Below are 14,826 nucleotides of genomic sequence, written 5' to 3' on the forward strand. Positions count from 1 at the left end.
CTTCATTTACTGTGGAATGCCATTTTTATAGCTCCGGGTGATGGGTGCAATAATGCAGATTGATGTTGCCAGAAGCTACTGCTCGGCTCTTTGGATCTTTTATCGAACAGGGGTTCACATGTAAAAAATGAATTATTATAAATTATGGATAAATTATAGATTATATGGAAAAAGCTTATCACTTTCTCTGTGGTGATTGACTATTGACTTTCTGAAACATATCGTTAATGTGAAGAAAAATAGAAGAAGGAGATTGTACATGAAAACGGCTATAGGCAACATATAAGAACGATTATAGCGATTGAAATATGTACAAGAGGTGAAGTCGTCCTAGCACCGGGTGGTTCCGATACCGATAGATTGCCTCGTGTGTGAAAGAATTCGATGCAGCAGTTCCATACCGTTATAGGGACTCCGCTTCTCCTGGATTAGAAATAAGTGAAGGCACTAAATCCACATAATCTAAATCGTGGCAAGGTCATCCTAAGAAAATATTGATAGCGCTTTCCTAATGGGGTTGGCTGTTCGTAGTAGGTGATGACTTATTATCATTTTCACCAAGCTGGCTAATGAATGAGATAGGAAAAAGTGTCAGGGTACATGGACGTGACCGAAGGGTGCTCTGGCGGCTACTTTCCTGTCGAAGGATTAAGATATAGGAGGGAAACAAGATGGAATGTAAGACTACTGCGCATATTATTTCTCATTCCCATTGGGATCGGGAATGGTATATGCCTTTTGAAAAGCATCGCTACCACTTAGTGAAATTAATGGATACACTTATCGATCTATTTGAAAAGGGGGAAGATTTCAAGAGCTTTCACTTGGATGGACAGATGATTATCTTGGATGATTATTTCCAAATTCGTCCTGACAAAAAGGAATGGATTAAGAAGCTCATACAAGAACAAAAGCTTCATATCGGTCCGTGGTATGTGTTACAGGATGCCTTTTTAACAAGCTCGGAAGCGAATGTCAGGAATATGTTATATGGATTGCAAGCGGCAAAGGAATACGGTGCTGTGTCAAAGGTAGGCTACTTCCCGGATACATTCGGCATTTACGGGCAAGCGCCTCAAATGCTTCAGCAAGCTAATATCAATACTGCCGCGTTTGGGAGAGGTGTAAAGCCGACCGGATTCAATAATATGGTGAGCGATGCGAAATCATTTGAATCTCCTTTTTCAGAACTTAAGTGGGAGTCGCCGGATGGTTCGGCGGTGCTTGGTGTGTTGTTTGCGAATTGGTATTCAAACGGCAATGAAGTACCAGTGGAAAGAGAGACTGCGAGAAAGTATTGGGAAACAAAACTAGCGGATGCCAAGAAATATTCTTCAACAGCAAATCTTCTTTTCATGAATGGTTGTGATCATCAGCCAATTCAAGTGGATGTAGGAGAAGCAATCAAGGTGGCTGAAGAACTTTTTCCGGATATCACGTTTGTACACTCCAATTTTGATGATTATATGGAAGCGCTGCAGAAAGCATTACCAGAACAGCTCCAGACGATTACGGGAGAACTGCGGAATCAACGTACAGATGGGTGGTCCACTCTTGTAAATACAGCCTCCGCCCGTATCTATTTAAAGCAGATGAATCAAGAGTGTCAAACGCTTTTAGAAAAAGTGGCTGAGCCGCTATCCGTTTTTTCATTCATCCTTGGTCATGAATATCCACGTGATTATTTGCGATATGCGTGGAAAACTTTGATGGAAAACCATCCCCATGACAGTATTTGCGGTTGTAGTGTAGATGAAGTGCATCGAGAAATGGTAACTCGCTTTGAGAAGGTTCAGCAGGTTGCATCATCCATTGTCGAGGATAAGGCCAATGAAGTTGTATCTCATATTTCAACGAAACATAGTCTTGTTGATGAGGACATGATTCCAGTTGTTGTTTTTAACACATCAGGAAATCGACGAGATGTGGTTATCGAAAAGGAAATTGAATTAGAAAAAGTCTATTTTTCAGATATGCCTTTTTCAGAGATTCCAGCTTTCCTTGGTTCGAAGGATTTGCCTGATATTAATTTGGTTGATAAAAGCGGCAAGATACTTGCTTGTAAAACAAAGGACCTTGGGACCCGGTTTGGATATGAGTTACCAGGAGATGGCTTCCGGCGTCCTTATTATGCAAGAATCATCAAATTAACATTCCTGGCTCAATCTCTTCCGGGTTATGGATATCAAACATATTATCTCAAACCGGCCAAGGGAACCAAGTTGAATGAACAGCCACCGATCAATCCATGTGTTCGTGAATTGGAGAATGAATTTGTTCATTTGTTTGTTCATGAAAATGGTTCGTATACATTGACTGACAAGCAGACTGGGAAAGTATTTAAAAATCTCGGAATTTATGAAAATAGCGGGGACATTGGAAATGAATATATGTTCAGGAAGCCAAATGGTGAAGTTCCACTTACAACGAAAGATTTGAAAGCGGAGATACGAGTCGTAGAAGACCATCCAGTACGTACAGTTATGGAACTTGTTCATGAGTGGGAGATTCCAAAAGAGGCCGATGAATCGTTTCAACGAGAAAAGGCACTATTGGTTTGGCATAAGGACCGGCTGTCAGGCAGATCTTCCGAAAATGTAACCATTCGCTTAACTACTCGAATTCAGTTAGATGAAAAAGCGAAGGGACCTTCAGTTAAGGTGACAATTGAAAATCAAGCAAAGGATCATCGTCTGCGTGTTCTTTTTCCAACTAATCTACATACGAATGAGCACTATGCAGACAGTATTTTTGAAGTGGCCAAACGTCCTAATATACCGGAAAGGGAGTGGGACAATCCTAGTTTTGATCATCATCAACAGGCATTTGTAAGTGTAACGGATGGGAAACATGGGATGACAATTGCGAATAAAGGATTACATGAGTATGAAATCCTTGAGGAGCAACAAACAATAGCCGTTACGATTCTCCGTTCCACTTCTGAGTTAGGGGATTGGGGTCTTTTCCCGACACCAGAAGCTCAGTGCATTGGAACATATCAAGCAGAATGGATGGTCATCCCTCACCAAGATACAGTCGTTGAGTCAGAAGTATTCAAAGCGGCGTATGACTTCCAAGTGCCTGTGATTGCTGTACAAACAGATATCCATGAAGGGGCACTTCCAACCGAAAAGGAATTTTTTACTTGGGAAGGTAAATCATTAGCCATCTCTTCTATCAAGTTAGCGGAGGAAAGAGATGATGTAATTGCCCGATGGTTCAATACTTCTGAAGAAGCAACAATGGTAAATGCTCAACCATCGCAAGGAATAAATGGCTATAAAAGTACTATCGTTGAGAATGTGAAAGAACCTTTTGGCAATACGGAAATTCAAGAAAAAGTAAAACCGTTTGAAATCATAAGCCTTGGTTGGCAAGTGAAGGAGTGAAGGTAATGGAAACTGAGAAAACGATCCCGCAATCACTATCTTATTTCATCGAAAAGGTGAAGGAGAATTTCCCTGAAGATAAAAAGCTTCAGGAAATGTTTGAACGATGTTTTGTTAATACGTATGAAACGACACTAAAGCCGCAAGAAGATGGAACAACATTTGTCATTACAGGTGATATACCAGCTATGTGGTTAAGAGATTCAGCAGCCCAAGTGCGTCCATATTTACTGGCTGCCGAGAAGGACGATGAAATGGCGAAATTAATTGAAGGTGTGGTTCGTCGCCAAATGAACTATATCGTTCATGACCCATACGCAAATGCATTCAATGAAGCCGCTAATGGAAAAGGCCATCAAGATGATAAAACGGAAATGTCCCCAATGACATGGGAACGTAAATATGAAATTGACTCACTCTGCTACCCGATTCAGCTTTCTTATCTTTTGTGGAAATCCACTGGGGAAACGGCCTGCTTTGATGACATCTTTGTACAAGCATTGAACAAGATTTTGCACGTCTGGAAAGTGGAACAAAATCATGAGGATGAATCACCATATAGCTTCGAAAGAATGGATGTAAGGCAATCAGATACTTTGCACCGGGATGGGAAGGGATCTAAAACTGTGAGAACGGGAATGACCTGGAGCGGATTTAGACCAAGTGATGATGCTTGTTTATATGGTTATTTGGTACCTGCAAATATGTTTGCCGTAGTAGTGCTAGGGTATGCCTCAGAGATTTGTAGAGAAGTTTTAAAGGATGAAGGTCTTGCGAAGCAATGTGAGCAATTAGCTTCTGAGATAAAAGCGGGAATAGAAGAACATGCAGTGTTAGAACATCCGATTCATGGAGATTTATATGTCTATGAAACGGATGGAATGGGAAGATATCATCTTATGGATGATGCGAACATCCCCAGTTTACTAGCTGCTCCATATCTGGGCTGGTGCCAATTTGATGATACAACCTATCAGAATACTCGACGCTTCTTATTAAGTAGGGATAATCCTTACTTTTATGAAGGAAAAGCGGCCCATGGAATTGGTAGTCCGCACACACCCGATCATTATATATGGCATATTGCATTGGCAATGGAGGGGATGACATCTACAGATGTTTCGGATAAAAAGAGGATTTTGGAAGCGATGAAGCAATCGGATGGCGGAACTGGATTTATGCATGAAGGCTTCAATGCAGACCAACCAGAAGAATTTACGAGAGAGTGGTTCTCCTGGGCAAATTCGATGTTCAGTGAATTTGTATTAAGCTTATGCGGTTTTGCAGTCAAGGGCAGCCCGCTCCATAAAAAGCTACAAGAAAACAATATCTGATTCAAGGCACAGTACCGCATCTTGGTTGTTACAGAGGATGAATAAAATGATCTTACTGACAGGAGTGGGGATTTGTTGAAGATAAGATTTGGACTCGTCACTGCGTTCTTCGGTTTGCTTTTAGTTTGTATACTTCCTATTACGGGGTTTGCAAAACAGCCGGAATCATCTTATTGGTATCCTGAGACATTATTAGCCTGGAGTCCGGAAAATGACCCGGATGCTGTATATAACAAAAGCACCGTTCCATTAGCTGATAGAGAGGTTGTTTTCAATGTGAATGAAACAGCTCAGTCAGAAGCTAAATTGGTTGCATTATCGGCATTAAACCCCAACACAAGCGGGGTGCCCTCTCAAGGCGGAAATGAATTTTTTGCGAATACATTTAGCTACTGGCAGTATGTTGATTTAATGGTGTATTGGGCGGGTTCTGCCGGAGAAGGAATCATTACTCCTCCAAGCGCTGATGTGATCGATGCCTCCCATAAGAATGGCGTTCCAATCTTAGGCACGATTTTCTTTCCTCCGATAACGTACGGAGGACAAGCGAAGTGGGTAGAACAAATGCTTGCACAGCGGGAAGATGGGTCATTTCCTGCTGCTGATAAACTTTTAGAGGCAGCTGAATATTACGGATTCGACGGCTGGTTCGTCAATCAAGAAACAGCAGGTGGGAATAATGAAACTGCACAAAAAACCAAAAAGTTTTTAAAATATCTTCAAAATAATAAGCAAGAAGACATGCACATTATGTGGTATGACTCAATGGTGGAAGACGGATCAATCAACTGGCAAAATCACTTAACAGATCGTAATAAGATGTTCTTGCAAGATGATAAGGACAGAATATCCGACAGTATGTTTTTGAACTTCTGGTGGACGAATCAACAATCCTCCCATGATAAGGCATTGGAAATGGGTAGAAACCCTTATGACCTATATACCGGCATTGATGTAGAAGCCAATGGAACGAAGACAAACATTCCTTGGAATGGGATTTTTCCAGAAGGGCAAAAACCTTTGACTTCATTAGGGGTTTATCGTCCAGACTGGGCTTTTAAAACAACTGAAACAATGGAAGCGTTCTATCAGAAAGAACAAGAATTCTGGACTGGAAAAGCTGGGGATCCTCGCAAGACTGGTGATAATGGAAACTGGAAAGGAATGGCTCATTATTTTACAGCAAAAACGGTGATTCAAGAGCTTCCTTTTGTCACTCATTTTAATACAGGTAGTGGGAAATTCTTTGCCGTGGCTGGTCCAGCACAAAGGATGGAAGAATGGAATAATCGCAGTTTACAAGATGTTTTACCAACATGGCGCTGGCTAAAGGATAGCAAAGGGGAGCCTCTAAAGGTTGATTTTGATTGGGATACAGCATTTTTTGGTGGCAGCTCTTTGAAGGTTTCGGGTAACCTAACGAAAAAAAATGCGACACATGTGAAGCTTTATAAAACGAATCTACCCATTGAAAAGGATACGGAGGTCTCTGTAACTTACAAAACGGGTGTGAAAAAGCCTAATATGAAGCTTGGTGTAAGCTTTGTGGATCAGCCTGATGATTTTGTGTTTTTTGATGTGAAGAAAAAGAGCCGAAATCAATGGGTGAAGGAAACATTTAAATTAAACAAATACAAGGGGAAAAAAATCGCAACCATCTCTCTATTCTTCGAGAGTGATGAAGCAATAAAAGACTATCAAATCAACATCGGGGAAATTAAAGTTACAAACAAACATAACGCTAAAGAGGTCCCGGCAAAGCCGACGAAAGCTAAGGTGAAAAATGCAACTTTCCCGAAGGGGCTATATGCTGATTTAGATGTATCATGGGAGTCAGTGAAAGGTGATATTCAGCATTATGAAATATATCGTGACCTTCCTAATGGCAAAAAAGAATTTATCGGAGCAGTTCCAAATGATGCATACTACCTTTCGAATCTACGGAGAAGTGGTAAGGAAACAGCAACTACCCTGGAAATCGTAGCTGTAACGACTGATTTTGTTCGGGGCAAGGCTGCGAAGGTAATGTTTAAATGGCCTGCATACCCAAAACCAGAGGCAGACTTTAGCGTAAGTCAAACGGTTGCAGCACCAGGTGAAGAAATTCAATTTTTCAACCATTCATCTGAAGCGACAGAAGAAGTTGAATGGCGGATTGAAGGTGGTACACCTTTAGAAAGTGAAGAGAATAATCCTGTTGTAAGGTATGAAGAAGAAGGCGTGTACTCCGTTACTCTAACCGCTAAAAATAGCGAAGGAGAAGATGTCCTTACAAAAGAAGGCTTTATTACAATTTCAAAGGATGCAAAAAACATTACTAACGTTGCACTGAACAAAACGGCAACTGCTAGTGGGCAATGCGACCCCTCTGAAGGGCCAAAGTACGCGATTGATGGAATCGTGACGAGTAATAGTAAATGGTGTGCAATTGGTGCAAATCATTGGCTGGAAGTCGATTTCGGTGAGGCGTTACATCTATCAAAGTTTGTTGTCAAACATGCTGAGGCAGGTGGGGAGCCAGCAGCCTTCAATACGAGGGCATTCACGATCGAGGTGAGTCTTGATGGTGAAAAATGGACGAACGCAGTAACTGTCACAAATAATGCAGATGATATCTCGGAACATGCCATTACAACGACAGAAGCTCGCTATATCCGCCTTTCAGTCCAACAGCCAACACAAGGTGGAGATCAAGCAATTAGAATATATGAAGTCGAGGCATATGGATATTAAGTAATATTGTAATCGGAAAGGGGTTTGTCCCCCTTTCCTTTTATCATATTGGTGGGAGATGAAAAAATGGGGAGAATGTTACAAGAAGTAAGTGAATGGATCGTTAGATTAGTATGGACGAATATTCTTTGGTTTGCATTTATTGTGGCTGGATTAGGGGTTTTTGGTATTATGCCGGCGACTGTTGCTTTATTTGCTGTTACACGAAAGTGGAAGATGAAGGACCTGGATGTTTCCTTATGGAAAACATTTAAAGAAACCTATAAAAAAGAGTTTATCCGTTCAAATTGTATTGGGCTGATTTATGCAGCGATCGGCTTTTTTTTATATGTCGATTTAAGAATGGCTGAAAGCATGGATGGAACGTTTTCCGTTATTCTTTATGTCTTCATCAGCTTTATCATTCTTTTATATTTGAATGCTATCGTTCATTTTTTCCCTATGTATGTCCATTATCATTACTCACTAAAGGATTACCTAAAACAATCATTCATTATTTCTCTTATTAGTCCTGTTTCCACAATAATGATTTGTATCGGTTTGTTTTTCATAGGCTATTTGATCACGAATATGCCGGGACTTATACCATTTATATCAGGTGTACTACCTGCCTATTGGATTATGAATGTTTGTATAAAAAGGTTTAAAACTCTAGAACAGCAGCAATCGCAAGTAAATGAACATATGAAGATCGAGCAAAGTATAAATTAATAGGAAAATGGGGGATTTATATGTTTTTAGTAGAAAGAAAGCTGGAAGCAAGAATACAAGAAATGGCACAGTACCGCTATCGTGATGGAATTGAGATTGGTCAGTTCAGCACAACTGAGGATGACGGTGCAGTAGGAGCATATCCTCCTATGGAAAAGGGGGAAGCGACATTACAACGAAGAGACCAATGGAAGGGGCGAGATCGGTATCTTTGGCTACATGCAGCTGTTAAACTTCCAACGGAATGGGCGGATAGAAAAGTAGTCGGTTTATTTGACTTTGGACGTACAGGCGGAGGAAATAATTCTGGTTTTGAATCATTATTATTCTTGAATGGAAATCCATACCAAGGTGTCGATTCTAACCATCAAGAAGTGTTTTTTCCATCAACCGAAATAGGAAACACAGTTCAACTAGATTTCAGACTTTGGTCTGGACTTGAAGGCGGCGGAGAGCCAAAGGAACAAATGTATACACTTGAGATGGCCCAATTGGCTTGGTTGGACGAGGCTGTAGATGATTTATATTATACATCCCTAGCAGCTTGGCAAACAATTAAAGAACTGGGTGATGAGCGACCAGAAAAACATGCCATTATCAATGCGTTGAATCAAGCCTTCATGAAAATAAATTGGAGTAAGCCTGGTAATGAAGCATTTTTTGATAGTTGTGCGATTGCTAGGGGGGGATTAAATGAAAGTCTTAACGAAATCGAGAAACATCATCCTGTGACCATTCATTGTGTTGGTCATACACATATTGATGTTGCATGGCTATGGCGTTTGAAACATACACGTGAAAAAGCCGCTCGATCTTTTTCTACTGTTTTAAGATTAATGGAACAATATCCGGAATATTATTTTCTCCAAACACAGCCACAGTTATATGAGTATATTAAAGAAGACTACCCAGAAATCTATGAAAATATTAAAAAGCGTGTAAAAGAGGGTCGTTGGGAAACTGAAGGTGCAATGTGGTTGGAAGCGGATTGTAATATCCCTAGCGGGGAATCACTAGTGAGACAAATCTTGTACGGGAAGGAATTCTTTAAAAGGGAATTTGAGGTCGATTGCACATATCTGTGGCTGCCAGATGTTTTTGGGTATTGCTGGGCACTTCCGCAAATTTTGAAAAAATCGGGAATCGATACATTTATGACGACTAAAATCAGCTGGAATCAGTACAATCGTATGCCAAATGATACTTTTAAGTGGCGCGGAATCGATGGGACAGAAATCCTGACGCATTTTGTAACCACCCCTGAACCTTGGAATCCGGAAGATTCGTGGTTTTATACATATAATGGGCTGATTACCGCAAAGACTGTAAACGGTGCGTGGAATTCATACCGGAATAAGGATGTGAACCAAGATTTACTGCTTTCCTATGGGTATGGTGATGGAGGTGGAGGAGTCAATCGAGAAATGATAGAGCTTCGTCGTAGATTCGAGAATATGCCAGGACTGCCAAAAGTAAAAACGACAAAAGCAGGGGATTACTTCCAAAAGCTACACAGGAATATAGAGAATTCAAATGAGTATGTCCACACGTGGGACGGTGAATTGTACCTTGAATACCACAGGGGGACCTATACAAGTCAAGCCTATACAAAACGAATGAATCGTAAACTAGAGTTGAGCTATAGGGAGTCGGAATGGTTGTCTGTTTGGAACTCTTTACTGTCTTCATGGGCCAAATATCCTAAGAAACAGCTTGATGATGGGTGGAAGATTATTTTGCGGAATCAATTCCATGATATTATTCCTGGTTCATCCATTAAGGAAGTATACGAAGATGCAAAGGTGGAATATAAACAAGCAGAAGATATACAACTTGGAATGGATCAGAATAATTTCAAAGAGTTTATTGAACCTAAGCACGGAACGTATACGGTCTTCAATGCAACGAGCTGGCAAGATCAACAAAGCGTAATCATCCCATATGATCAAACGAATGCTGCGGTTGGAGGATGGATATCAGGTTCAGATGAAATTCTATGTAGCCAACGAACTGAAAATGGCTGGTTAGTTGAATTAGAGGAGACCAAACAATTCGGTGCAGTAGAAATTCAATTCAAACAAGATCGTCCGGTGGAAAATGAAACACCATTTCTTATTAAGGGAAGGGTGCTAGAAACACCTTTTTATCAAGTTGAATGGAATGACTCGCTTCAACTGACTCGTATATTTGATAAGGAAGCTAGGCGTGAAGTACTGGCACAACAGAAAAAAGGAAACATCATTCAAATTTTTGAAGATAAACCATTGGCACATGATGCGTGGGATATTGATTTGTTTTACCAAGAAAAAATGGAGGAGATCCGTGATGTAGTATCAAGTGAAGTTGTTGAAAATGGCCCGCTCCGTATTGTCATTCGGACGAAATGGAAGTATCAAAGTTCTTTGGTCGAACAAGATATGATTTTCTATGCACAAAATGGACGGATTGATTTTAAAACAAAAGTGGATTGGCATGAGCAACGTAAATTAATGAAGGTAGCATTCCCAGTTGATGTTCGTTCTACCGAAGCAACATATGATATTCAATTTGGTAACGTTAAGAGACCGACACATTGGAATACGAGCTGGGATATGGCACGATTTGAAACAGTTGGACATCAGTGGGCAGACCTTTCTGAAACAGGGTACGGAGTGAGTTTATTGAATGATTGCAAATATGGATATGACATTAAAGACCAAACGATTCGCTTATCCTTGCTAAAAGCAGCACTTCATCCTGATCCAACTGCAGATCAAGGTGAACACGAATTTACGTATTCACTGCTACCTCATCAGGGAGATTGGAGAGCTGGGCAAACAGTAAAGCAAGCATGGCTTTTGAATAATGGATTGAAAGTGGTGAAAGGAGGATTTTCCCCAGCAGAAAGCTCGTTTATGAATGTGAATAACGATCATGTTAAGATCGATGCGATAAAGAAAAAAGAGGGCGATGACGCAGTAATCATTCGCCTTCATGAGTATGAGGGGCGACGCGGAAGGGTCTTGATTGAATTTCCGTGCAACGTTAAAAAATGGTATGAAACAAACTTGATGGAACAATTCGATGGCAAGAAACAAACCGAACTTATCGACTTTGAAATAAAACCGTATGAAATCAAAACGATAGCCGTCTATTTTCATGATGAAATAAGGTAATCGTATTTATCCTCTGTCGGGCAGTGAATCAACTTCACTTTCCGACAGAAAATACGTAAAATGGTAGATGAGTTATTAAATTTGCAGGGAAGGATACAAGAGATGTTCTTGAGTAATATAATAAAGCGGCGGCTAACGAATAAGGTGTTTAGCAAAATTCTAATCACTTATTCCGTTACAATCCTTCTTACCATGTTTCTGTTGCTCCTTGTATTATCACGCTATTATACAGAAGTTATTATCCAGAAAGAAATGGACGCAAGTACAGAAACACTGGAAAGGGTTGAATCTTATCTCCAGCAAAAAGATGAGCATGTACAATATGTCATGCAGGAATTATATTTAAAGACAGATCTCATATACAATGATATTGCATTTGCCTTGCAGCATGATTATGATGCGTATCTTGCGTATCGACTAGATAAGTATAGTGAAAACTCTTCATTCATTCCGAACAACTTAAATACATTTTTTCAAGCGTATTTTAGTCAAGATTCCGATATAAATGCAGTTCGATTAAAAAGTGCAAGCCCCGGTACGGAGTATGAATATATAAATAGCCACTATAGATGGAATAAATATATGGATAAGAGAGAGCAAATGAACGGGAATCAGGAAGGTATGGCTGTTCATCCTGAAGACCTGCAATTTAAGCAAGTTGAGTGGGAGCAAAAAAGGAGTATCTTCAACAATATTCAAATATCTCGTTCGATTAATGATCCTGCGACCCTTAAGAAATTAGGGGATCTAACGGTTTATTATGATACGGCAGGAATTCAAGACTTGATTCGTTTAAGGAAATCCCAATTTAAAGGAACAGTCCATATTTTTCAACGTAATGGGGATTATCTTTACTCGTCAGACGAGGGTGCCATGCCAGTCCCATTGAAGGATGTATCATTTGAAACGAGCTTTAAGAAGATAAAGTGGAAGGGGAAAAACTACTATATCAATACATTGGCTGACGACCATAGGGGCTACCTCTATGTCGGTTTCATGCCTGAGGAAGATATTAAGAAAATAACGATTGTTCATAGGTATATGTTATTATCTACCGTTTTACTTTCCTGTATAGCAATTGCTGTAACCTATTTTGCGATGAGATCGTATTCTAGAAGAATCCATAAAATAGAAACGGCCATTCATGAAGTTCGCGGTGGAAACTTGCAAATCAGAATACCTAATAGTAGAGAAAAAGACGAATTAACAGCGATATCAGAAAGTTTCAATGATATGTTAGATGATCTGAACATGTATATCAAAGATGTATATGTTTTAAATATTCGCCAAAGGGAGGCTGAAATGAAAGCGCTTCAGTCGCAAATTCAGCCGCATTTTCTATACAATACACTGGAAGCCATTCGGATGAAAGCTATAGCTGACGGATCTAAACCAACTAGTAACATGATTTATAGTTTAGGGCAATTATTTCGTTATTCTTTAAGCAGCAAAGAAATCGTTCAAATTTCTGATGAAATCCAACATGTTAAGGAGTATATAAGCCTAAACCAGATTAGGTATGCTAACCGCTTACATGTGACGTACGAGATTCCAGATAATTGTTTAGACGAAAAAATCCTCAAATTCACCCTTCAACCGCTTATTGAGAATTATTTGGTTCATGGCTTCCGAAAAGAAACAAATAATAATGAATTATTAATAAAAGTTCAAAGAACTCATCAGGAAATGGAAATAATCATAAAAGACAATGGGAGAGGTATTCCAGCAGCTGGACTATTGGCTATTCAAACCAAATTATTGGAAGGAACTACCACGTCCGAGGGTTCAATCGGGCTGAGTAATGTTCATCAAAGAATACAATTGAAATACGGACAAAATTATGGGGTGCAAATCAGCAGTAATGAAGAAGAAGAAACGATTGTAAAGGTTCGATTTCCAGCAGCTAGGAGGGATCAGGTATAACATGTATAACGTATTTTTAGTAGATGATGAACCATTCATTATTGAGGGCATGAAAGCGTTGGTACCTTGGGAAGATTATGGACTAAAGGTTGTTGGTGAGGCTTCTGATGGTAGTGAGGCCATTAAAAAGCTGGCAACGTGTCAGGTTGATATAGTATTAACGGATATCATGATGCCCATAATGGATGGATTGGAGTTAATTAGCAGGCTGAAAGAAAGTCATCCTAATACAAAATATATCGTTTTATCTGGATACGAGGAATTTGAATATGTGAAAAAGGGTATGAAGCTAGGAATAGAAAATTATCTTTTAAAGCCTGTCAATGAGCAAGAACTGATTTCAACATTGGTAAATAGTATAGAGAAACTTGAGAAATCTACAAATAACGAGGAAGCCTATACTATTTTAAGAGATAATACGATTTGGCGATGCCTTAATCAAGACATCGATGCAAAAGAATGGCGTGAAAGAGTAGAGTTGTATGGTTTGGAGTTCGAGGGTCAAAACCAGGCTGTTGTTTTAATGCAAATATCAGATGGAGAACATGAAAAATCCTCCTTTTTCAGAAAAAGAGCAGAGGAGATATTTCAGTCTAGCTGCATCATTAATCCAGGTGGCGAACTTATCCTCTTGGTTTCGTTTGATTGTGAAGAGGGACTTAAGAAAAAACTAAATGAATTGAATAGGCTACTTGCTGGTTATATGACCGGGAAGTATCATATTAGCATTGGCTCATTCGTTTGCACCACAAGTGAATTGCATAAGAGCTATCAACGTGCAAAAGAACTATCCAGCTATCGATTGGTACTCAAAGAAAGTGGATTAATAACAGATGAATTAACAAAGCAGTATACGCAAGCAAGCCTTTCTACTTCGAATGATTTGGATAATTTAAAGAGATATATTGTGGGCTCAGAACAAGAAAAGGCGTTTTTGTGGATCAAAGGTGCCTTCGATGAGATTAATCAATCCACTAAACAAGTAGCTCCGACCATTATAAGAGGGTTTGCGATTGAAATAGTTACGTCTATCCAAAAAGATGTATCGTCACATGCAGATGATCAAACGGTAGGCATTGTGAAGCGAATCTTGGAGGCCCATTCAATGGGGATGTTAGTTGACATTCTTACTGATTATATCGAGGGAATTTTTAGAACATTGGAACAAAGGGCGGAACATCGAAGTCCTATCATTCAAAGCGTGGTGCAATATATTCAAGAACATTTTCATGAGGAACTTTCTTTGAAAACCTTAAGCTATAAATTTCATATAAATTCGATTTACTTAGGACAACTTTTCCAGAAAGAAACGGGCTTGGTATTCTCTGAGTATATTAATCATTTAAGGCTCAAAAAAGCAAAGCAATTGTTGAAAGGGACACATTTAAAGGCTGGAATGATTGGAAAACAAGTTGGCTATTCGGATTCCGCTTATTTTTATAAACAGTTTAAGAAGGCGGTGGGGATTACACCATCAGCTTGGAGAGCCATGAATATCAAATCTTGATATCCCGTCATTCGGGATTTTTTTGTTTTTTTAGGAGCGTCTCTCATCCTAAAAGAATCACAAAAATGACAAAA

Annotated in this window: 7 protein-coding genes; all 7 read left to right on the forward strand. The window is 39.6% G+C overall.

Going from position 1 to position 14,826, the window contains the following annotated elements; translation table 11 throughout:
- The first annotated feature begins 671 nt into the window (after positions 1 to 671).
- The 7 genes from AS888_RS10640 to AS888_RS10670 all read left to right on the forward strand — a co-directional run bounded on the left by AS888_RS10640 (position 672) and on the right by AS888_RS10670 (position 14,752).
- On the forward strand, positions 672 to 3,389 hold the full coding sequence (locus tag AS888_RS10640) for an alpha-mannosidase (protein WP_061142137.1): 2,718 nt from the start codon (positions 672 to 674) through the stop codon (positions 3,387 to 3,389).
- A gap of 5 nt (positions 3,390 to 3,394) precedes the next feature.
- A complete protein-coding gene (locus tag AS888_RS10645) occupies positions 3,395 to 4,723 on the forward strand; it encodes a glycoside hydrolase family 125 protein (RefSeq protein WP_061142138.1) in 1,329 nt (442 codons plus the stop codon).
- 75 nt (positions 4,724 to 4,798) lie between these two features.
- Positions 4,799 to 7,456 (forward strand): endo-beta-N-acetylglucosaminidase, encoded by a 2,658-nt coding sequence (locus tag AS888_RS10650; RefSeq protein ID WP_260320181.1) that lies wholly within the window; start codon positions 4,799 to 4,801, stop codon positions 7,454 to 7,456.
- Positions 7,457 to 7,507: 51 nt separating this feature from the next.
- The gene (locus tag AS888_RS10655; RefSeq protein WP_155645460.1) at positions 7,508 to 8,167 is read left to right on the forward strand and encodes a YesL family protein; all 660 of its coding nucleotides are present in this window, start codon (positions 7,508 to 7,510) and stop codon (positions 8,165 to 8,167) included.
- 20 nt (positions 8,168 to 8,187) lie between these two features.
- A complete protein-coding gene (locus AS888_RS10660; RefSeq protein ID WP_061142140.1) occupies positions 8,188 to 11,322 on the forward strand; it encodes an alpha-mannosidase in 3,135 nt (1,044 codons plus the stop codon).
- Between the two features lie 60 nt (positions 11,323 to 11,382).
- Positions 11,383 to 13,245 carry a sensor histidine kinase gene (locus tag AS888_RS10665; RefSeq protein WP_061142141.1) on the forward strand — a complete coding sequence of 621 codons (1,863 nt, stop codon included), beginning with the start codon at positions 11,383 to 11,385 and terminating at the stop codon, positions 13,243 to 13,245.
- Between the two features lies 1 nt (position 13,246).
- On the forward strand, positions 13,247 to 14,752 hold the full coding sequence (locus AS888_RS10670) for a response regulator transcription factor (protein ID WP_061142142.1): 1,506 nt from the start codon (positions 13,247 to 13,249) through the stop codon (positions 14,750 to 14,752).
- Positions 14,753 to 14,826 lie beyond the last annotated feature (74 nt).

It is taken from the genome of Peribacillus simplex, assembly GCF_001542915.1.
GTDB classification, from domain to species: domain Bacteria; phylum Bacillota; class Bacilli; order Bacillales; family DSM-1321; genus Peribacillus; species Peribacillus simplex_B.